Here is a 19882-nt window from a genome sequence, read left to right on the forward strand (position 1 = left end):
CAAAAAAAGGCTCGCCCCGAGCGTCCGGCCCCTCGCTTAGGCTCGGCGTTCCTTCGTTCCGGTATCCATCCGGGGACACTGCCCTCCGGTCTGCTTCGCGACGACCTACATGCAGCGTGTTCGACTGCGTCGAACGGCGCTGCGCGCCACTCCCCGGATGCACACCTCCACTCAGCCTCCCGAGGGGGCGGGTGGATCAAGATCACAAGCTGCAGGCGAGCTAACGCTCGGCCTGTTGAGTGGTTTCTCGGTCGCCATCGCGNGCACCACCAGCAGGCTGCTTCCCGGCGGCAAGTCGACCATGTCGGCCCTCCGGTCTGCTTCGCGACGACCTACATGCAGCGTGTTCGACTGCGTCGAACGGCGCTGCGCGCCACTCCCCGGATGCACACCTCCACTCAGCCTCCCGAGGGGGCGGGTGGATCAAGATCACAAGCTGCAGGCGAGCTAACGCTCGGCCTGTTGAGTGGTGAGGAGCGAAAGGCGAAAGGCGAACACCGATCCCCCTGTGGGAGCGGGCTTGCTCGCGAAGGCGGCCTGACAGCCGACCAATCTCTTTCTGCCAAACATCCAATCCCTGTGGGAGCGAGCCTGCTCGCGATGGCGGCTGTACAGGCAACGGATGCGTCCGTTTAAACAGCGGTAAAAAAACCAGACCTTTCCCACGAGGTTTTCAGGTTGCCCGTAGGAAGCGGGTTCAATAACCTTTTGGCTGTCGCTGAAAATCAGCGATCGGGCGTGAGAACCCGGCAAGTCATAGTCATCCAGCGCCAGTATCCGCATAATTGCCGCCAGTTTATCTGCTGCATATGCGTTATGGCGGCTGTGTGCGGGCAGACTTCGGTCTGGCCGGGTGTCTATGACCGGTTTCTCACCTCGCACATAGCTGCCACCTCTTCGTCGCGTGAGAAACGGCGAGGGAATGGCACCCAACGTCATAGGCATTCCCTTGGATAAATTAATCCCCGATCCCCCCTTCAACACCACCAAACCCTACAGTCCCAACACTATGTTCATGATCGCCCCCGACATGGATACCGAATCCCTCCTGGCCCACGCCTGTGAGTCATTGGCTTCAGCCAACGTCTTGGCCAGCGATTTCGCCACCTACCTGACCGGCTCCCAGCGCAGTACGGCGTTGGCCATCGCGCAGATCGTCATGTTGGCGGACTTAGCTGTTAATCGGGCGCTGGATATCGTCGACCCGCAGGAGTAGGCATTCCGTCAGGTTGACCGTGTCATCGTTCTTCGCGAGCAAGCCCACTCCCACATTTGAAATGTATTCCCCCTGTGGGAGCGGGCTTGCTCGCGAAGGCGGCCGCCCAGGCACCACATTTCCACCGCCCATAAAAAAACCCGGCAAAAGCCGGGTTTTTTTGACTGGCGTCGATCTTAAGCGGTGAAGGTTTTGCCTTCGAACTGCTCAGTCACGAATTTCCAGTTGACCAGGTTCCAGAACGCTTCGACGTATTTTGGACGAAGGTTGCGGTAGTCGATGTAGTAAGCGTGTTCCCAGACGTCGCAGGTCAGCAGCGGGGTGTCGCCGTTGGTCAGCGGGTTGCCGGCGCCGATGGTGCTGGCCAGGGCCAGGGAACCGTCAGCTTTTTTCACCAGCCAGCCCCAACCGGAACCGAAGGTGCCGATGGAAGTCTTGCTGAATTCTTCCTTGAACTTGTCGAACGAACCGAAGGCTGCGTTGATCGCCTCAGCCAGTGCGCCGGTTGGTTGACCGCCGGCGTTTGGCGCCAGGCAGTTCCAGTAGAAAGTGTGGTTCCAGACCTGAGCGGCGTTGTTGAAGATACCGCCCGAGGAAGATTTGACGATTTCTTCCAGAGTCTTGCCTTCGAACTCGGTGCCTGGCACCAGGTTGTTCAGGTTCACGACGTAGGTGTTGTGGTGCTTGTCGTGGTGAAATTCCAGAGTTTCCTTGGAAATGTGCGGCTGCAGGGCATCGTGTGCGTAAGGCAGCGGCGGCAATTCGAAAGCCATGATGATTCTCCTAATCAGGTCAGTTGCGGTGAGCGCAAGGCCGATCACGGGCGGCCAGACAAGCGCCGGGGAGTTTGTACTCTTTGCGGCGCATCGGATCGGATCATAGCACCGGGGGTGCGGCATAACCACGCAACAACTGTGTGGAATAGAGGTTCCAGAGCCTTTTGGAATAATCAGCTGGCGACGATTAATTGAAACGCCACGGTGAACATCATCACTGACACCAACAGATCAAGGATTCGCCAGGTACTTGGCCGAGCCAACCATGGCGCCAACCACGCCGCGCCCAGCGCCAAGGTGAAAAACCACAGCAACGACGCACTGGCCGCGCCCACCACATAAGCGCCAGGCTCTGTTTGTTGGGCACCGAGGGAGCCAATCAGCAACACGGTATCCAGATAAACGTGCGGGTTAAGCAGCGTTACGGCCAAAGCACTGAGCATCACCGCGCGCAGTGAACGCACGGTCTGGCTTTCGCCTTGTTGCAGGCTCTGTTTCGAGCAGGCTCGACGCAATGCCAGGCTGCCATACCAAATCAGAAACGCCGCGCCACCCCAGCGGGCGACTGCCAGCAATGTCGGGTTCTGCGCCAGCACCGTCGCCAGGCCGAATACCCCGGCGGCCACCAGCAAGGCATCGCAAGTCACGCACAGTGCCGCCACGGGCAGGTGATGTTCACGTCTCAGGCTCTGAGCCAACACAAACGCATTTTGAGTACCGATCGCCATGATCAGCCCCGCGGCCACCAACAGGCCGTTCACGTAGCTTTGCCACATAAGATGTTTACTCCGCGTTGGCCGCAAGGTCCCGCAGCACGTGCAGAGCGCGTTCGGCATCGGCCTGGCCGACGAATAAATGGTCGTGGTAATAGCCGGCGATCACGTTGCAGCTGATACCCGCCTGGCCTAATGCCGTGGCGAACGCGGCGGTCAGGCCGACGGCTTCGAGGGCCGAATGCACGTTCAAGGTGATCCAGGCCGCGACGTAATCGAAACTGAAACCCGCCTTCTCGGCGTGGGAACGTTCCAGAATGACTGTCAGACCTTCCTGCTCGCGGAAGCTGCCGACAATCTCCAGTCCTGCCGGCAGATTGCCGTCGCGCAGGGTGCAGAACACGTATTCGCCGACGTTGAGTTGCGGGCTCATGCTGCGCAGCAGCGTTGCCAATGAAGTTTCGCCAGCCATGTCGATGATCCTTGTTGAAGAGTTCTTGCTGGCCATTCTCCGGTGTCAGGCTGTATAAGAAAAACCAATCATGCTGATCGCTCATTAGGAAAACTGATGTTCGACTATAAATTGCTTTCTGCCTTGGCTGCGGTGGTTGAGCAGGCCGGGTTCGAACGTGCGGCTCAGGTGCTCGGTTTGTCGCAATCGGCGATCTCCCAGCGCATCAAGTTGCTGGAGGCGCGGGTCGGCCAACCGGTGCTGGTACGGGTGACGCCGCCGGCCCCGACCGAAATTGGCCGACGACTGCTCAACCATGTGCAGCAGGTGCGTTTGCTTGAACGGGACTTGCAAACATTGGTGCCGGCACTCGACGAAGAAGGTCTGCCGGAACGCCTGCGCATTGCCTTGAATGCCGACAGCCTCGCCACGTGGTGGGCGGTGGCGGTCGGGGATTTTTGTGCGCAGCAGCATTTGCTGCTCGATCTGGTGGTCGAAGACCAGACCGTCGGCCTCAAACGCATGCGCGCCGGTGAAGTCGCGGCGTGCGTCTGCGCCAGCGAGCGCCCGGTGGCCGGCGCGCGCAGCGTTTTGCTGGGGGCCATGCGCTACCGTGCGCTGGCCAGCCCGGCCTTTATCGCCCGGCATTTTCCTGAAGGTGTACGCGCCGATCTGTTGTCGAAAACGCCCGCGTTGGTGTTTGGCCCGGACGATTTCCTACAGCATCGCTACCTCGCGTCCCTCGGTGTCGATGGCGGATTCGAACACCATCTATGCCCCTCGTCCGAAGGCTTCATCCGCCTCACGGAAGCGGGACTCGGTTGGGGCCTGGTGCCTGAACTGCAGGTGCGCGAGCAACTGGAGCGCGGTGTATTGGTAGAGCTTTTGCCCGATAAGCCGATCGATGTGCCGCTGTACTGGCATCATTGGCGCAATGGCGGTCAGTTGCTGGGGTTACTCACCGATCAGTTGGTGCGTTCGTCGAAGCAATGGCTGGTGCCGTTGGACTGACGGGCAGCGTCAAGACCTCACGCCCTATGCAAAACGCAAAACGCAAAACGCAAAACGAAATATTCGGAGCAATTCATGAAGATTCTGGTTACCGGCGCAAGCGGCTTCATCGGCGGGCGCTTTGCGCGTTTTGCCCTGGAGCAGGGCCTGGACTTGCGGGTCAACGGTCGCCGGGCCGAAAGTGTGGAGCATCTGGTGCGCCGTGGCGCCGAGTTCATCCAGGGGGACTTGAGCGACCCGGAACTGGCACGCGATCTGTGCTCCGACGTCGAAGCCGTGGTGCATTGCGCCGGTGCGGTCGGTTTGTGGGGGCGTTATCAGGACTTTCATCAAGGCAATGTCCAGGTCACTGAAAACGTGGTCGAGGCCTGCCTGAAACAGCGGGTTCGACGACTGGTTCACTTGTCGTCGCCGTCGATCTACTTCGATGGCCGCGATCATCTGGGACTGACCGAAGAACAGGTGCCCAAGCGCTTCAAGCATCCCTACGCCGCGACCAAATACCTGGCCGAGCAAAAAGTTTTCGGCGCTCAGGAGTTCGGCCTCGAAACCCTGGCCCTGCGCCCGCGTTTCGTGACGGGGGCTGGCGACATGAGCATCTTCCCGAGATTGCTGAAAATGCAGCGTAAAGGACGGCTCTCAATCATCGGCAACGGCCTGAACAAGGTTGATTTCACCAGCGTGCAAAACCTCAATGAAGCGTTGCTCAGCAGTTTGCTGGCCAGTGGTTCGGCGTTGGGCAAGGCCTACAACATCAGCAACGGCACGCCAGTTCCGCTGTGGGACGTGGTCAATTACGTGATGCGCAAGATGGATGTCCCACAGGTCACGCGCTACCGTTCCTACGGCTTGGCCTACACCGTAGCGGCGCTCAACGAAGGGGTGTGCAAGTTGTGGCCGGGTCGTCCCGAGCCGACCCTGTCGCGCCTGGGCATGCAGGTGATGAACAAAAATTTCACCCTGGACATCAGCCGCGCCCGGCATTATCTGGACTACGATCCCAAAGTCAGTCTCTGGACCGCCCTCGATGAATTCTGCGGCTGGTGGAAGGCCCAGGACATCCGCTGACGCGCGGGTTAGCGCCGCCGCACTGAACCGAGTTCGGGGTTGAGGGTCAATCGATGCGGCAGTGGGGGTTATACTGCGCCGCATCAAGCCATCACCGCGTTCCTCAAAGGTTGACTCAATGTCCATGCGTAACGATGCCAACGACGACTTCGACGATGTACCGAGCCTGCGTGCCGATAGCCTCGACGACGATGATTTTCCGACAAGCGCTCGTACCTCCGTGCATTCGCGGACCGCGCCAGTCGTCAAAGTCAAAAGCCCGAGCACCGGCCCGCTGTGGGCGCTGGTCGGCGCCTTGTTCTTTGCGTTTGCAGGCCTGGCCTGGTGGAGCTTTCAGCAGCTCTCGCTGATGGAGCAGCAATTGGTGGCGACCCAGGAAAGTTTCGCGCGTATCAGTGAGGATGCGGCGGGGCGCTTGCAGGACATTTCCGGCAAGGTTGTCGCCAGTCAGACCAACGTCAGCAGCGACAGCGAAGCCTTGAAGCTGCAAATCAAACAGCTGGAAAGCAAACTCCAGGATCAAAGCAAACAACAGCAAGGCGTTGTCGGTCAGACCACCGATCTGGACAAGCGCCTGGCACTGATGAGCGCACAAACCACCGATCTGGATAAGCGCTTGGCGCAGATGACCACTCAGACCACTGAGCAACAGACCGCCACCATTCAGTTGCAGGCTCAGGTCAAAGTCTTGAACAGCGATGTCGCCGTGCTGAAAAGCAACCCGGCGGACACAGACAAATTCGACGCGCAACTCAAGAGCCTTGGCTCCGATATCGTTGCACTGAGGAAACAAGGCAACCCGAGCGCCGCCATCGAGCGCCTGGAGCAGGAAGTCATCATCCTCAAAAGCCAACAGGACAATCGCCCGGCCGCGACGCCAGGCGGGACCAATACCGCCGAATTCGACGCCTTCCGTAGCCAGGTCACCCGCAACATCAACACCCTTCAGGCGCAGATCCAGAATCTGCAACAGCAGCTGCGCGCCCGGCCTTGAGCCATGAATCATTCCCGGATTTCCCGGGAATGATTTCCTTACACACTGCCATTCGCTGAATATCCATACATACCCCATTGCCGTCTACGCTCTTGAAACACCGACAAGAACGAGGGATGCGCAATGGGGTTTTTGCATAGGATGGCCTTGCTGGGCGTGATGCTTTTGCTGTGCCTGGGCCAGGTTCAAGCTGCCGGCACGGAAAAGGACGACAGCCAGGCGGCCAAAGCCTTGCTGGAAAAAGCCCTGGCGTACTACCACGACAATGGTGACAAGGCCTTCGCTGCTTTCAGCCGTCAGGGAGAGTTTGTCGACAAGGATCGTTACGTGTTCGTGCTCGACACCAAGGGCGTGATGCTCGCCAGCGGTGGGCCGTCTTCGGCGTTGATTGGCCGTGATGTGTCCGATGTGCTCGGGCCGGATTTGCAGAAAGCCTTCAAAGACGCTTTGAACGTGCCGGAGGGCAATGGCATTCAGCAGGCCGAATATCGTTGGCAGAACTGGTCCGACGGCAAGGTCGAACGCAAGCATGTGTTCTACCAGCGCATCGGTCAGCGGATCCTGGCGGTGGGTTACTACTTGCCACGGGCTTCAGCGGAACAGGCGATGGCCTTGCTGAACAAAGCAGCAGCCGATCTGGCCAAGGACGAGAAGGGCACGCTCACGGCCATCAACTCACTCAAGGGCGGGTACTTGCAGGATGACTTGTACGTCTTCGTTGTTGACCTGAGTAACCAGCGATACGTCGCCCACGGCACCAACCTGCGGTTGATCAATACCGATTTCAGCAAGATCAAGGATCCGGAAGGCAAACCAGTTGGGGAGCCGATCCTGGCGCTGATGGCCAGGCAGGACTACGGCGAATACGAATACCGTTGGAAAAACCCGGTGACCGGAAAGGTCGAGGACAAGCATGCCTACCTGAAAAAGGTCGGGCATTTTCTGGTGGCTGTCGGGTATTACAGCCCTTGAAGATCAAAAGATCGCAGCCTGCGGCAGCTCCTACAAGGGTGTACGCATTCCACTGTAGGAGCTGCCGCAGGCTGCGATCTTTTGCTTTTAGCGGACTTTATCCTCACGCCCCCGCAACACCATATTCGGCATGGCAATCGCCGCCGCCAGCCCCAGCAGCGACACCGCCGCGCTAACCATCAGCAAATGTTGAAAGGTCAGCAGCAGTTCGGCACGCAAGGCGTTCTGCGCATCCCCCGGCGCGGCGTTCAAACCATCGAGCAAGACGTTCCCCGAACTGCCCTCGGCAATCATCGAAGAGCCGGCCAGGTGGGCGAAACTTGAGTCTTGCAACAACGCCAGCAACAGTGCCGACATCAACGCCACACCCACCGCGCCGCCCAATGAGCGGAACAGGTTGGTGGTGCTGGTGGCGACACCGATGTCCCGTTGTGCCACCGAATTCTGCGTACCGACCAAGGACGTCGGGAACTGCATGCCGCTAGCGATCCCGCTGAGCAACATAAACAAACTACTGAGCACAAAGGCCTGGGGAGGACTGAACGCCATACCGAGAATCGAGATCGGCATAAGCAGGGCGCCGGTCAGGATCATGGGTTTGTAGCGCCCGGTCACCGAGGTTCGGCGGCCGGCGAAATACGCCCCGATCGGCAAACCTATCGCCAGCGGCAACAGGTGCAATGCGGCGCTGTCGGCTCCGGCGCCGGTCACGCTCTGGAAGCGCAGCGGCATCAACACAATCAGCGAGATCGCCTGGAAACTGGTGAAGAAGATCGTGCACCAGCACAGGATCGCATTGCGATTGGCGAACAAATGCATCGGCAGCAGCGGCTCCCGCGCCCGGCGTTCATGCCAGACAAACAGTGCCAATACCAACACTGCACAACCGAGCAGGCCCAGCACTTGCGCACTGCGCCACGAATGGCCCTGGCCGACCTGGGTGATGCCCAGTAGCAAGGCGGTCAAGCCGATGATCATCAGCAGCGTGCCGAGGTAATCGATGATCGGTTTGCGTTGTGGCACCGGCAAACCCACCAACGTGCGATTGGCCACCAGCCAGGCACCGAGGCCCAACGGAAGATTGATCAAGAACACCCAGCGCCATGACAGGTACTCGGTCATGTAACCGCCGAGTACCGGGCCGGCCACGCTGGCCACGGCGTACATGCTGCTGAAATAGCCTTGATAGCGGCCGCGCTCCCGGGGCGGCACGATGTCACCGATGATCGCCTGGCTGACCGAAATCATCCCGCCGGCGCCGATGCCCTGAAGAATCCGCGCCAGCACCAGCTGTTCCATGCTCTGGGCCATGCCGCAAAAAAACGAAGCGACCGTGAACAACCCCATGCCAAACAGCATCAACTTGCGGCGACCGTACAGATCACCCAGTTTGCCGTAGATCGGCACCGCCACCGTCATCGCCACCATGTAGCCGGAAATCACCCAGGCCAGCAGGCTGACGTCCTTGAATTGTGCGGAAATGGCCGGTATCGATACGGCGACGATGGTCTGGTCCAGCGCGCCAAGAAAGATTGCCAGCATCAGGGCGATCAACACGCTGCGAATGGCCGGTTTGGGCGTTTCAGGCTGGTTGAGATTGGTCACGGGTTAGAACCTGCGGACAGTGATTGACCCGCAAGGAGCAAGGCGAGCGGGGATGCTCGCCAGTGTAAGTCGGTAGCAGGCTATTCGATAGCCTCGTATGGAAGGCCGACGTAATTTTCTGCAATGGTTTTTCGACCGGCCTCGGAGTCGACGAAGTAGCCCAGTTCCGACTCGGCAATCCGCTGGCTGAAGGCGTCGTTATCGTCGAAGCGGTGCAGCATCGAGGTCATCCACCAGGAAAACCGTTCGGCTTTCCACACCCGTCGCAGGCAGACCTCGGAGTATTTCTCCAGCAAATCCACACGGCCTTCTCGGTAAACTTTCAGCAGAATGTTGAACAGCGTACTGACGTCGCTGGCCGCCAGGTTCAGGCCCTTGGCGCCGGTGGGCGGGACGATGTGCGCGGCGTCGCCGACCAAAAACATCCGTCCGTACTGCATCGGTTCGACGACAAAGCTGCGTAACGGCGCGATGCTTTTTTCGATGGAAGGCCCAGTGACCAATGACGCTGCCAACTCGGAAGGCAGACGGGATTTGAGTTCATCCCAGAAGCGCTGATCCGACCAGTTCTCGACGTGCTCGTCGGCCGGTACCTGAAGGTAATAGCGGGTGCGGGTGGCCGAACGCATGCTGCACAGGGCAAAACCGCGCTCATGCCGGGCATAAACCAGCTCTTCGTGAACGGGCGGCGTGTCAGCGAGGATGCCGAGCCAGCCAAACGGATAGACTCGCTCAAACACCTTCAGGCACTCGGCAGGAATCGACTGCCGGGCCACGCCATGGAAACCGTCGCACCCGGCGATGTAGTCGCAATCGAGTCGATACAGCTCGCCGTCCTTCTCAAAAGTCACGAACGGCTCTTCGGTTTTCATCCCGTGAGGAACGACGTTGCCTGCCTCGTAAATCGTCTGTGCACCGGCCTCCCGACGAGCGGCCATCAGGTCGCGGGTGACCTCGGTCTGACCGTAGATCATCACCGTTTTGCCACCGGTCAGGGCTTGCAGATCGATGTGTACGCGGCGTGCGTCGAGGGCCAGTTCGAAGCCTCCATGGACCAGCCCTTCGGCGTCCATGCGCTGACCCACCCCAGCCTGGCGCAACAGCTCTACCATGCCTTGTTCGAGGACGCCGGCACGGATTCGTCCGAGCACATAGTCCGGGGTCTGGCGTTCGAGAATGAGGGTGTCGATGCCGGCGTTGTGCAGCAATTGGCCGAGCAATAAACCGGACGGACCGGCGCCGATGATGGCGATTTGGGTTTTCAGCGTTTTCATTGTTTTTATGACTCGCAAGCTTCACGCGACCAGGGCCGGTGAATAATTTTTATGGATCGAGTGCTTGCATTTTTCTCTCGCGAGTCTGTCAATTGAAGGGGAAAACTGAGCCGATACCTGTACATTCTGCCAATCGGTGCGATTATCGCCCGCCTACCCCCGAGGCCTGGATTGAAGTGATGAACAAGCCTGACCTACCTTCGATTCCAGTGTTCAAGCTCTATGGTGAAAGCCTGGATTGGCCGACCCCGGACTTGCTGCACTGTGAAACCATTTCCAAACGCAGCCGCGAACACCAATGGGAAATCAAACCCCACCGCCACGCCGATTTGTGCCAGTTGCTCTTCGTATTCAAAGGTCAGGCAGAGCTTGAAATCGAAGGCAAACGTACGCAATTGACCGAGCCGGCGATCCAGATCTTGCCACCGCTGTCGGTGCACGGCTTCCGGTTTTCCGAGGACGTCGAAGGGTTTGTCGTGACCCTTGCCGCGCCGCTGGTCGCCCATCTTCAGGCGCAACTGGGCAACTCGGTGAACGCCCTGGCCCAGGCCGAAAGTTATCCGGCGGGCAAGGAAGGCGAATACCTCAACAGCCTGTTTTCAGCGCTGCAAGACGAATACACCGGCCACCAGCCGGCTCGCGAAATGCTCATGCATTCGCTGGTCAGCGTGATCATGGTGTGGGTCAGCCGTCAGGTGATTTCCCGTCGCAACGCCAGCCAGCGTCCGCAGCGTGCCCGGGAATATCTGAACGGTTTTATCCAACTGGTGGAAGAGACCTATCGCCAGCACGTCAAGGTCGAAGACCTGGCCCATCGGCTGGGGATTTCCGTGTCCCACCTCAACGGCACCTGCCGTGAGCTGGCGGGACAACCGGCGTTGCAGATCATGCACGAGCGTCAGTTGCTGGAGGCCAAGCGTTTGCTGACCTATACCAGCATGACCATTTATGAAATGTCCGACGTGTTGGGGTTCTCTGATCCGACCAACTTCACGCGCCTGTTCCGGCGTCGAGTGGGGATCTCGCCCAAGGCATTTCGCGACCGCTTGAAGGCCGATCAGGACAACGAGGCCTGATCCCCTTCGTTACTTGAGGGCGTTGAGGGTCGCGTTGTGGGGAATGCAGCGTTCGAAGTTGCAGCTCGCGTATTCACGGGGCAGTTGTCGCAACTGCTCGACGCGCCAGGCCGCGGTGCCATACAGCGCGAGCGTGGCCGCGCAGGTGATGAAAATCGCGAGGTATCTTCTTGTTTTGATGTTCATGGCGTTGACCTCTGAACGAATACCCTTCGGTACTACTTTCAGCATAGGTCAGCGCCAGTGAGTTGCCAGCCGCGCGGCTTGCGCATGTAACCCGACATTCAGAACGCTGATATCCCCATGTGGGAGCGGGCTTGCTCGCGAAGAGGCCGTGTCAGTCGACATCACTGTTGAATGTCACACCGCCTTCGCGAGCAAGCCCGCTCCCACATTTGATCTGGTTACAGGCCGATATCCCACGCAGGTTCTTCCGGAAACCTCAGCACCAGAAAATCCAGCATGCTGCGCAACGCCGCCGGCATGTGTTTGCGTGAGGCATACACCGCGTAAACGTTCATTTGCCGGGGTTCGGCGTGGGGCAGCAGGCGGATCAGTTCGCCGCTGTGGATATGCACGCCGGCCTGATAACTGGGGAGCATCGCCACCCCGGCACCGGCCATCGCCGCGCGCAACAGCGTGCTGGCTTCGTTGGCGCTGATGTTGCCCTGCACCGGCACTGACACCTGCTCGCCGTCCTCCTCGAAATGCCAGAGGCTTTTGCCGAAGTAGGAGTGGGTCAGGCAATTGTGCTGGCTCAGATCCTCGACCCGCAGCGGTGTCGGATGTTCGAGCAGATAAGCGGGGGAGGCGCAGATCACCGAGCGGCAGACCGTCAGCCGTCGTGCGATCAGGTTTGGGTCCAGGTCGTTGCTGGTGCGGATCGCCAGATCGATGCGCTCATCCACCAGGTTCACCGTGCGGTCGAGCATCTGCAGGTCGATGCTGACGCCAGGGTAACGTTTGACGTAAGCGGCCATGGCATCCGCCAGTTGTGCCTGACCAAACGAAGTGCTGACGCTGATCCGCAACAGGCCGCGTGGTGCCTCGTCCGGTTCGCTGACGGCGGCTTGCATGTCCGTGGACAGGTCGAGCATCTGCCGACACCGAGGCAGGATTTCACTGCCGGCGGCGGTCAGGCTCAGCTTGCGCGTGGTGCGGTGCATCAGGCGTGCGCCGACCCAATCTTCCAGCTCCGCCAGATAGCGCGAAACCACCGGCCGTGACAGGTCCAGGTGATCGGCGGCGGCCGACTGGCTGCCGAGGTCAACCACCGTGACGAACACCCGCATTGCTTGTAGACGATCCATGATTTGCCCGCTTTCAGAAACAAACTATGTTCCAGCATCGCATTTTTTGTACTGAGTCATGCAACTAAGCTCTGTCCCCTGTAGGAGCTGTCGAGTGAAACGAGGCTGTGATCTTTTGATCTTGCCTTTACAAGATCGCAGCCTCGTTTCACTCGACAGCTCCTACAGAGCCATCGGCTATCCCTGGCCATCGACAACGGAGCAACAGATGATCGGCTTCACCTCGCTTAAACGTATTTTGCTGGCCACCGCCACCCTCGGTTTCGCCGCCCACGCAGCGGCAGCCTCGACCCTGACCCTGGATGTCTACAACCCGGGCGTCAAGGCGATCTTCCCGGTGACCTCGGTATTGGTCAGCGGCGAGAAAGACGCGATTTTGGTGGATGCGCAGTTTGGCAAATCCCAGGCCGAGCAAGTAGTCGAGAAGATCCGCGCCAGCGGCAAGCAACTGACCACCATCTACATCAGCCACGGTGACCCGGATTACTACTTCGGCCTCGACACCCTGACCGCCGCATTCCCCAACGCCAAAGTGCTCGCCTCGCAGCCGACCGTGGATCACATCCAGAAAACCGTCGACGGCAAACTGGCGTTCTGGGGGCCGAAAATGGGCGCCGATGTACCGGCCAAAACCATCGTGCCGCAGGTACTCAAAGGCGACAGCCTGATGCTCGAAGGGCAGAAATTGCAGGTGGTGGGGCTTGAGGGCAAGCAGCCGGATCGCACCTTTGTCTGGATTCCGTCGATCAAGGCAGTGGTCGGTGGCGTCGTCGTCGCGGAAAACATCCACGTGTGGATGGCCGACACCCAGACGCCGCAGTCCCACGCCGATTGGTTGACTACGCTGCACGCCATCGAAACCCTGAAGCCGAAAACCATCGTGCCGGGTCATTACCTTGGTGAGAGCGCCCGTTCGCTGGCCGCCGTGCAGTTCACCGCCGATTACATCAAGGCCTTCGACGAAGAAACCGCCAAGGCAAAGGACGCTGCCGCGCTGATCGCCGCGATGAAAAAACGCTACCCGAAGCTGGGTGAAGAAAGCTCGCTTGAGCTGAGCGCCAAAGTCGCCAAGGGCGAGATGAAGTGGTAACCCGCCGTACCTGATCAATACACACAAGCCAACTGGAGAACGTCATGAGCAAGATCGCAATCATTGGTGCCACCGGTCGTGCCGGTAGCCAACTGCTGGAAGAAGCCCTGCGCCGTGGTCATAGCGTTACCGCCATTGCCCGCGACACCTCGAAGATCGGCCAGCGTGCTGGTGTGGTCACCAAGAATGTCGATGCCCTTGATGCCCAAGCGTTGCAAGCGGCCGTTGCGGGCCATGACGTGGTGATCAGCGCTGCGCACTTCGCGACCCTTCCAGCCAGCGCCGTCATCGGGCCGGTGCAGAAGTCCGGGGTGAAACGTTTGCTGGTGGTGGGCGGTGCCGGTTCGCTGTTGCTGCCGGACGGAACCCGCGTCATCGACAGCGAGGGTTTTCCGCAGGCGTACAAGGCTGAGGCCAGTGCCGGTGCGCTGTTTCTGGAAAACCTGCGGCAGGAAAAAGAGCTGGACTGGACCTTTGTGTCGCCGTCGGCAGAGTTTGTCGAAGGTGAGCGCACGGGGACGTTTCGGGTTGGCAAGGATGATTTGCTGGTGAGCAGTGCAGGGCGTAGCTGGATCACTTTTGCTGATTATGCGATTGCGATGATCGATGAAGTGGAAGCGCCGAAGCATTCCCGCCAGCGGTTCACAGTCGGGTATTGATAGCGCGGCTGAAACCATTCGCGAGCAAGCCCGCTCCCACACTGGACCGCAGGTGAACACACTATTTGTGAACGCCTACGATCAAGGTGGGAGCGGGCTTGCTCGCGAAGCTTTTCAGCGACTCTGAGCCTGCTCCACCAACCACCCCATCAATTCCCTCAACTTCGGCGAAGGCCCGGGTTTTTCCGGGAAAACCAGGTAATACGCCAATCCCGTCTTCACCTTCAATTCAAACGGCATGACCAGCCGCCCCGCACTCAAATCATCGCCAATCAACGACCAATCCCCGATCGCCACGCCGGTCCCTTGGGACGCCATCGACATCGCCAGGTCCAGCGTTTCGAAATGCTGACCCTTGGCGACATTGCTCAAGCGAATATCAGCGGTGGCCAGCCAGGCTTTCCAGTCCCGTTCATCCCGGGTCGGGTGCAGCAACATGTGCTGCTCCAGATCCTCCGGCGTCATCAGCGGCACTGGACCTTCCAGCAGAGGTTTGGAGCAGACCGGTGTCAGTTGCTCATCGAACAAATGAAAAGAGGCCAGCGCGCTGTCCGGCGGTGCGCCGTACATCACCGCTGCATCGAACTGCTCGCGATGAAAATCCACACCGTGTTTGACCGTGGTGGTCAACTCCACCGGCACATCCGGGCGCTCCCGTTGCCACTGCAACAACCGCGGCAACAGCCAGCGCATGACGCACGTCGGGGCCTTGAGTTGCAGGGTTTCGCGCTTCTCGCCGATCTGCTCCACCGCCTCGTCGATCAAGCCGAAAATCTGCTGGACCCGTGGCAGCCATTCCCGTCCTTCGGCCGTCAGGTCAAGGCCTCGGGCCTGGCGAATGAACAGTTCATAACCCAGATGTTCTTCCAGCCCGGCGATCTGCCGACTCACCGCCCCTTGGGTGATGTACAGCTGTTCGGCAGCACGGGTGAAGTTGCAGCACTGCGCGGTAATCAGAAAAGTGTGCAGCGCCGGCAGGGGAGGCAATCGTTTCATTGGGATCCAAGGTATGACGTGAGGACATGGCTAGTATGACTTTTTATCCATTGTTGCGGCTACGTGTCGCCCGTTCCAATGAGGCCATCCCTGGACCTGCCCACTCATCATAAACACTGCGCAGGTCCGGCGTCTCAAACGAACAAGAAGGGCAAAGACATGGCGACGTGCGGCGAAGTATTGGTCAAGTTACTCGAAGATTACGGGGTTGAGCAGGTGTTCGGCATTCCCGGGGTTCACACCGTGGAGCTGTATCGCGGGCTGGCCCGTTCGAGCATCAACCACGTCACTCCGCGTCACGAGCAGGGCGCCGGTTTCATGGCCGACGGTTACGCTCGCACCAGCGGCAAACCGGGTGTGTGCTTCATCATCACCGGCCCTGGCATGACCAACATCACCACCGCCATGGGCCAGGCCTACGCCGATTCGATCCCGATGCTGGTGATCTCCAGCGTGCAATCGCGCAGCCAGTTGGGCGGCGGTCGCGGCAAGCTGCACGAGCTGCCAAACCAGAGCGCTTTGGTCGGTGGCGTGGCGGCGTTCTCCCACACCTTGATGTCGGCGGCTGAACTGCCGGGCGTCCTGGCACGTGCTTTTGCATTGTTCCAGGCCGGCCGTCCGCGTCCGGTGCACATCGAAATTCCGTTGGACGTCCTGGTCGAAGAGGCCGATGACCTGCTCGCCAGCGTACCGGTCAACATTGACCGCGCCGGTGCCTCGCCGAGTGCAATCAGCCGCATGACCGCGTTGCTGGCCGGTGCCAAGCGCCCACTGATTCTCGCCGGTGGCGGCGCCATCGATGCCGCCGTCGAGTTGACTGAACTGGCCGAGCTGCTGGACGCCCCGGTGGCCCTGACCATCAATGCCAAAGGCATGCTCGAATCCAACCATCCGTTGCTGATCGGCTCGACCCAAAGCCTGGTCGCGACTCGCGCTCTGGTGGCTGAAGCGGACGTGGTGTTGGCGATCGGCACCGAACTGGCCGAGACCGATTACGACGTGACCTTCGCCGGCGGTTTCGAGATTCCTGGCGTGCTGCTGCGTGTGGACATCGACCCCGACCAGACCGTGCGCAACTACCCGCCGAAAATCGCGTTGGTAGCCGACTCGCGCAACGCCGCCCAAGCCTTGCTGAGCGAACTGTCCCACCACTCGCTGGCCGAGCGCCGTAACGATTGGGGCCAGGTCCGTGCCGCACGCTTGCGCGATGAACTGGCTGCCACTTGGGACGCTCCGACCCTGGCCCAGACCCGCTTCCTGGAAACCGTCTTGCACGAACTGCCAAACGCAGTCTTCGTCGGCGATTCAACCCAACCGGTGTACACCGGCAACCTGACCTTCAACCCGGAACGCCCGCGTCGCTGGTTCAACTCGTCCACCGGTTACGGCACCCTCGGTTACGCCTTGCCGGCAGCCATCGGCGCCTGGCTCGGCGGCAGCGTTGAAAACGGCGCACGTCCTCCAGTGGTGTGCCTGATCGGCGACGGTGGCCTGCAATTTACCCTGCCGGAACTGGCCAGCGCCGTTGAAGCGCGCACCCCGGTGATCGTCCTGCTGTGGAATAACCAGGGCTACGAAGAGATCAAGAAATACATGGTCAACCGCGACATCGAGCCGGTTGGCGTCGACATCTACACCCCGGACTTCATCGGCGTGGCCAAGGCGCTGGGCTGTGCCGCCGAAGCCATCTGCGGTGTCGAGCAACTGCGCAGCGCACTGCGCGCCGCCGCCGATCGCCAGGGCCCGACCCTGATTGAAATCGATCAGACTGTGTGGATGAAGGCGGTGTCGAAATGACTTTCCCTACGACCCTCGACGGCCTGTTCATCGACGGACAATGGTCCGCTGGCAACGAACACCTGCGCGTGATCAACCCGGCCACCGAAGCCCTGTTGACCACCGTGAACGGCGGCGATGAACGTGCTGTCGATCAAGCCGTCACTGCCGCAACCAACGCTTTCAAGGAATGGTCGAAAACCACCGGCGCCGAGCGCGGCGCGATCCTGCGCAGAATTGCTGCGGGCGTGCAGGCCGGTCGCGAACAGTTGATGCATTTGCAGTCGAGCAACAACGGCAAACCACTGTTCGAAGCGGCCATCGACGTCGACGACGTGATTGCCACCTTCGAGTACTACGCCGGTCTGGCCGAAGGTCTCGATGCCAAGCAAGACAGCAATGTGGAGCTGCCAACCGACGACTTCAGCGCTCGTGTGCGCCGTGAGCCGTGCGGTGTGGTCGGCCTGATCGTGCCGTGGAATTTCCCGATGGTTACCACTGCCTGGAAACTCGCCCCGGCCCTGGCTGCCGGTTGCTGCGTGGTGCTCAAGCCGTCCGAAGTCACGCCGCTGCCGGAACTGGAACTGGCGACGATCATCGCCGAGGCCGGTCTGCCCAAGGGTGTGTTCAACCTGGTCTGCGGCACGGGCCTGGCCGTTGGTGCGCCGTTGTCGGCTGACCCGCGCATCGCCAAGATTTCCTTCACCGGCAGCAACGCCGTCGGTGTTCAAGTCATGCAACGTGCCGCAGAAACCGTGAAGGGCGTGAGCCTGGAACTGGGCGGCAAATCCTCGCTGCTGGTGCTCAAAGACGCTGACATCGAACTGGCCGTGGAAGTGGCCTGTGGCGGCGGTTTCTTCAACGCCGGGCAGATGTGTTCGGCCACCAGCCGCGTGCTGATCGCCGATGAACTGGCGGACGAATTCCTCATCCGTTTGAAGGCCCGCGCCGAAGCCATTCGCGTGGCGGACCCGTTCGACCCGAACGTGGAAATGGGCGCACTGGTCAATCAGGCGCAATACCAGCGCGTACTCGGCCACATCGATCGTGGTTTGAGTGCTGGCGCCAAGCTGGTTTGCGGCGGCAATCGCCCGGCAGACCTGCCGCGCGGCTATTTTTTGCAGCCGACGATTTTCACCGAAGTGCCCCTCGACAGTGCGCTGTGGTGCGAAGAGATTTTCGGTCCGGTGATCTGCGTGCGCAGTTTTGCCACTGAAGCCGAGGCGATTGCCCTGGCCAACGACAGCCAGTTCGGTCTGGTGGCCAGCGTGGTCACTCGCGACGCGGAAGCGGCAGATCGGGTCGCCAACGCCTTGCAGGCGGGGCTTGTGTGGATCAACGCGCCACAAGTGATCTTCCCGCAGACCGCTTGGGGTGGCTACAAACAGAGCAGCATCGGCCGCGAATTGGGGCCGTGGGGTTTGCAGGCTTTCCAGGAAATCAAACACGTGATTCGAGCGGTCTGACGGCTCGAAAAGGGTCAGCGCATGCCTCGTGATGAGGCATGCGCTGGCGTCATGGCTTCAATGAGTTTTTATCGATAGTCAGGTGTTTTGCACGACCTCAGGATGAACCCGTCGGCTCAGCGCAAACCCCGTGAATACGGGGGCTTGAAGCAGATCTGGCGGCGCAGATGCAACGGTTGCGACCAGCCTCATACCTACAAAAACAAAGGGAGTCCGTAATGGGCGAGCATGATCTGAACAGACGTCAATTCATCAAAACCGTGGGCGTAGCCTCGGTGGCAGCGGCCGCTATGAGCATGCCGTTCATCAAGGCTAACGCCAGCGACACACGCTTTGCGGGCAAGACCCTGCGTTTGCTGACCTGGTCCGATGACACCGGCTTGGCAGCCCTGCGTAACATCGCCGCGACCTTCGAAGACAAGTACGGCTGCAAGGTCATCGCTGACCGTACCGGCAGTACTTCGGAAATGGTCGCCAAACTCAAGGCTGGCGGTGATCGTCCGCAGTACGACATCATCACCCTGGCCGGCGTCGGCGCCGAAGGTCTGGCCGCCGCCAACCTGCTGGAAAAACCCGACCTCAACCGCATCCCGAACCTGGTCGACGTACCGGAAAAATACCGCACCGGCGCCAATGGCCACGGTATCGGTTACCTGCTCTGGTGCAACAGCCTGGTATACAGCACGCGCACTCAGAAAGAAGCGCCGGACAGCTACGCCGCCCTGTGGGACGCCGACGCTGCGCCGAACATCTTCCTGCCGCCGCCAAACTGGACCGAGGCCATGGACCTGATCATCATCGCCGCCAAACTGGCCGGTGGTGACGAACACAACATTGAGCCAGGCTTCAAGAAACTCGCCGAGCTGAAAGATCGCGTGGTCACCCTGGGTGAAAACCCGAACCAGATCGCCGAGCTGTTCCGCACCGGTTCCCTGGACATGGGCGGCCTGTATGCGCCGGCATTCTTCCCGAAACAGATCCGCGATCCGGCCTACGGTCTGAGTGCAACCTTTGGCATGAAGGAAGGTTTCTACACCGACTTGATGCAATCGGTGATGCCGAAGAACCGTCCGGGCGACACCGACATGGCGTACGCCTTCATCAACCACTCTCTGGACCCGTTGGTGCAGGGCAAGATGGCTGAAGACATCTACAACGGCCCGGTCAACGCCAAGGCGATCATCTCCGCCGAAGCGCGCAAGAGCCCGTTCATCCTCACGCCAGAGCAGATTGCCGAGAAGGCGATCATGCACGACAACGCCTTCCTGGCCACCGTGCATGACCAATGGATTCGTCGTTACACGGAAATCTTTTCTTCCTGATCCGTAGGAGCTGCCGAAGGCTGCGATCTTTTGATCCTGCTCTTCGGTGGCTCTGAAAAGATCAAAAGATCGCAGCCTTCGGCAGCTCCTACAGGGGCCGGGCGCGC

The 19882-nt window shown here is 60.0% G+C and carries 20 protein-coding genes; 11 read left to right on the plus strand and 9 right to left on the minus strand.

Features of this window, described 5'->3' with window-relative positions:
• Window positions 1-447 precede the first annotated feature (447 nt).
• Window positions 448-939, minus strand: coding sequence for a hypothetical protein (locus tag ASC74_RS31605; protein ID WP_156400812.1), 492 nt, complete (start codon window positions 937-939; stop codon window positions 448-450).
• A 10-nt stretch (window positions 940-949) separates the two neighbouring features.
• On the opposite strand from ASC74_RS31605, the gene ASC74_RS10575 reads away from it, so the two are divergent.
• Window positions 950-1216 carry a DUF6124 family protein gene (locus ASC74_RS10575; RefSeq protein WP_046049726.1) on the plus strand — a complete coding sequence of 89 codons (267 nt, stop codon included), beginning with the start codon at window positions 950-952 and terminating at the stop codon, window positions 1214-1216.
• 176 nt (window positions 1217-1392) lie between these two features.
• On the opposite strand, the gene ASC74_RS10580 is transcribed toward ASC74_RS10575, so the two are convergent.
• The 3 genes from ASC74_RS10580 to ASC74_RS10590 form a co-directional block, all read right to left on the minus strand.
• Window positions 1393-1989, minus strand: coding sequence for a superoxide dismutase (locus ASC74_RS10580; protein ID WP_056741336.1), 597 nt, complete (start codon window positions 1987-1989; stop codon window positions 1393-1395).
• A 176-nt stretch (window positions 1990-2165) separates the two neighbouring features.
• Window positions 2166-2768, minus strand: a complete 603-nt coding sequence (locus ASC74_RS10585) for a LysE/ArgO family amino acid transporter (RefSeq protein ID WP_056741337.1) — start codon at window positions 2766-2768, stop codon at window positions 2166-2168.
• A 7-nt stretch (window positions 2769-2775) separates the two neighbouring features.
• The gene (locus tag ASC74_RS10590) at window positions 2776-3177 is read right to left on the minus strand and encodes an ACT domain-containing protein (protein WP_056741338.1); all 402 of its coding nucleotides are present in this window, start codon (window positions 3175-3177) and stop codon (window positions 2776-2778) included.
• A 96-nt stretch (window positions 3178-3273) separates the two neighbouring features.
• Between ASC74_RS10590 and ASC74_RS10595 the strand changes: the two genes are divergently transcribed.
• From ASC74_RS10595 to ASC74_RS10610, 4 genes are all read left to right on the plus strand, one after another.
• Entirely contained in the window at window positions 3274-4167 is an 894-nt protein-coding gene (locus ASC74_RS10595; RefSeq protein ID WP_056741339.1) for a LysR family transcriptional regulator ArgP, read from the plus strand.
• Window positions 4168-4242: 75 nt separating this feature from the next.
• A complete protein-coding gene (locus tag ASC74_RS10600; protein ID WP_056741340.1) occupies window positions 4243-5235 on the plus strand; it encodes an NAD-dependent epimerase/dehydratase family protein in 993 nt (330 codons plus the stop codon).
• A 118-nt stretch (window positions 5236-5353) separates the two neighbouring features.
• Window positions 5354-6229 carry a hypothetical protein gene (locus ASC74_RS10605; protein ID WP_056741341.1) on the plus strand — a complete coding sequence of 292 codons (876 nt, stop codon included), beginning with the start codon at window positions 5354-5356 and terminating at the stop codon, window positions 6227-6229.
• A gap of 123 nt (window positions 6230-6352) precedes the next feature.
• Window positions 6353-7201, plus strand: coding sequence for a cache domain-containing protein (locus ASC74_RS10610; RefSeq protein WP_056741342.1), 849 nt, complete (start codon window positions 6353-6355; stop codon window positions 7199-7201).
• An 87-nt stretch (window positions 7202-7288) separates the two neighbouring features.
• Here the strand turns inward: ASC74_RS10610 and ASC74_RS10615 are convergent, their stop codons facing one another.
• Together ASC74_RS10615 and pobA are read right to left on the minus strand one after the other, a co-directional pair.
• Window positions 7289-8806 carry an MDR family MFS transporter gene (locus tag ASC74_RS10615; RefSeq protein WP_056741343.1) on the minus strand — a complete coding sequence of 506 codons (1518 nt, stop codon included), beginning with the start codon at window positions 8804-8806 and terminating at the stop codon, window positions 7289-7291.
• A gap of 80 nt (window positions 8807-8886) precedes the next feature.
• On the minus strand, window positions 8887-10071 hold the full coding sequence (gene pobA, locus ASC74_RS10620) for a 4-hydroxybenzoate 3-monooxygenase (RefSeq protein WP_177338848.1): 1185 nt from the start codon (window positions 10069-10071) through the stop codon (window positions 8887-8889).
• A gap of 188 nt (window positions 10072-10259) precedes the next feature.
• Between pobA and ASC74_RS10625 the strand changes: the two genes are divergently transcribed.
• Window positions 10260-11156, plus strand: coding sequence for a helix-turn-helix domain-containing protein (locus ASC74_RS10625; protein WP_008156068.1), 897 nt, complete (start codon window positions 10260-10262; stop codon window positions 11154-11156).
• 9 nt (window positions 11157-11165) lie between these two features.
• Here the strand turns inward: ASC74_RS10625 and ASC74_RS31835 are convergent, their stop codons facing one another.
• Window positions 11166-11342, minus strand: coding sequence for a hypothetical protein (locus ASC74_RS31835; protein WP_170206612.1), 177 nt, complete (start codon window positions 11340-11342; stop codon window positions 11166-11168).
• A gap of 218 nt (window positions 11343-11560) precedes the next feature.
• The gene (locus ASC74_RS10635; RefSeq protein WP_082555795.1) at window positions 11561-12466 is read right to left on the minus strand and encodes a LysR family transcriptional regulator; all 906 of its coding nucleotides are present in this window, start codon (window positions 12464-12466) and stop codon (window positions 11561-11563) included.
• Between the two features lie 208 nt (window positions 12467-12674).
• Between ASC74_RS10635 and ASC74_RS10640 the strand changes: the two genes are divergently transcribed.
• Entirely contained in the window at window positions 12675-13556 is an 882-nt protein-coding gene (locus ASC74_RS10640) for an MBL fold metallo-hydrolase (RefSeq protein ID WP_056741346.1), read from the plus strand.
• Between the two features lie 44 nt (window positions 13557-13600).
• The gene (locus tag ASC74_RS10645) at window positions 13601-14215 is read left to right on the plus strand and encodes an NAD(P)-dependent oxidoreductase (RefSeq protein ID WP_056741347.1); all 615 of its coding nucleotides are present in this window, start codon (window positions 13601-13603) and stop codon (window positions 14213-14215) included.
• A 114-nt stretch (window positions 14216-14329) separates the two neighbouring features.
• Here the strand turns inward: ASC74_RS10645 and ASC74_RS10650 are convergent, their stop codons facing one another.
• A complete protein-coding gene (locus ASC74_RS10650) occupies window positions 14330-15211 on the minus strand; it encodes a LysR substrate-binding domain-containing protein (protein WP_056741348.1) in 882 nt (293 codons plus the stop codon).
• 159 nt (window positions 15212-15370) lie between these two features.
• Between ASC74_RS10650 and ASC74_RS10655 the strand changes: the two genes are divergently transcribed.
• From ASC74_RS10655 to ASC74_RS10665, 3 genes are all read left to right on the plus strand, one after another.
• Window positions 15371-17008, plus strand: a complete 1638-nt coding sequence (locus ASC74_RS10655) for a 5-guanidino-2-oxopentanoate decarboxylase (protein ID WP_056741349.1) — start codon at window positions 15371-15373, stop codon at window positions 17006-17008.
• Window positions 17005-18453: an aldehyde dehydrogenase family protein gene (locus tag ASC74_RS10660; protein WP_056741350.1), complete on the plus strand. Its 1449-nt coding sequence runs from the start codon at window positions 17005-17007 to the stop codon at window positions 18451-18453. The genes ASC74_RS10655 and ASC74_RS10660 overlap by 4 nt, the downstream gene beginning before the upstream one ends.
• A gap of 218 nt (window positions 18454-18671) precedes the next feature.
• Complete coding sequence (locus ASC74_RS10665) at window positions 18672-19775, plus strand: extracellular solute-binding protein (RefSeq protein WP_056741351.1); 1104 nt, start codon at window positions 18672-18674, stop codon at window positions 19773-19775.
• The last annotated feature ends 107 nt before the right edge of the window (window positions 19776-19882 follow it).

This window comes from Pseudomonas sp. Root329 (genome assembly GCF_001424925.1).
GTDB classification, from domain to species: domain Bacteria; phylum Pseudomonadota; class Gammaproteobacteria; order Pseudomonadales; family Pseudomonadaceae; genus Aquipseudomonas; species Aquipseudomonas arabinosi.

Bases quoted from the DNA above. Each gene is read 5' to 3' on its own strand.
- ASC74_RS31605 (WP_156400812.1), bottom strand. From the start codon at position 939: ATGACGTTGGGTGCCATTCCCTCGCCGTTTCTCACGCGACGAAGAGGT.
- ASC74_RS10580 (WP_056741336.1), bottom strand. From the start codon at position 1,989: ATGGCTTTCGAATTGCCGCCGCTGCCTTACGCACACGATGCCCTGCAG.
- ASC74_RS10585 (WP_056741337.1), bottom strand. From the start codon at position 2,768: ATGTGGCAAAGCTACGTGAACGGCCTGTTGGTGGCCGCGGGGCTGATC.
- ASC74_RS10590 (WP_056741338.1), bottom strand. From the start codon at position 3,177: ATGGCTGGCGAAACTTCATTGGCAACGCTGCTGCGCAGCATGAGCCCG.
- ASC74_RS10595 (WP_056741339.1), top strand. From the start codon at position 3,274: ATGTTCGACTATAAATTGCTTTCTGCCTTGGCTGCGGTGGTTGAGCAG.
- ASC74_RS10600 (WP_056741340.1), top strand. From the start codon at position 4,243: ATGAAGATTCTGGTTACCGGCGCAAGCGGCTTCATCGGCGGGCGCTTT.
- ASC74_RS10605 (WP_056741341.1), top strand. From the start codon at position 5,354: ATGTCCATGCGTAACGATGCCAACGACGACTTCGACGATGTACCGAGC.
- ASC74_RS10610 (WP_056741342.1), top strand. From the start codon at position 6,353: ATGGGGTTTTTGCATAGGATGGCCTTGCTGGGCGTGATGCTTTTGCTG.
- ASC74_RS10625 (WP_008156068.1), top strand. From the start codon at position 10,260: ATGAACAAGCCTGACCTACCTTCGATTCCAGTGTTCAAGCTCTATGGT.
- ASC74_RS31835 (WP_170206612.1), bottom strand. From the start codon at position 11,342: ATGAACATCAAAACAAGAAGATACCTCGCGATTTTCATCACCTGCGCG.
- ASC74_RS10635 (WP_082555795.1), bottom strand. From the start codon at position 12,466: ATGGATCGTCTACAAGCAATGCGGGTGTTCGTCACGGTGGTTGACCTC.
- ASC74_RS10640 (WP_056741346.1), top strand. From the start codon at position 12,675: ATGATCGGCTTCACCTCGCTTAAACGTATTTTGCTGGCCACCGCCACC.
- ASC74_RS10645 (WP_056741347.1), top strand. From the start codon at position 13,601: ATGAGCAAGATCGCAATCATTGGTGCCACCGGTCGTGCCGGTAGCCAA.
- ASC74_RS10650 (WP_056741348.1), bottom strand. From the start codon at position 15,211: ATGAAACGATTGCCTCCCCTGCCGGCGCTGCACACTTTTCTGATTACC.
- ASC74_RS10655 (WP_056741349.1), top strand. From the start codon at position 15,371: ATGGCGACGTGCGGCGAAGTATTGGTCAAGTTACTCGAAGATTACGGG.
- ASC74_RS10660 (WP_056741350.1), top strand. From the start codon at position 17,005: ATGACTTTCCCTACGACCCTCGACGGCCTGTTCATCGACGGACAATGG.
- ASC74_RS10665 (WP_056741351.1), top strand. From the start codon at position 18,672: ATGGGCGAGCATGATCTGAACAGACGTCAATTCATCAAAACCGTGGGC.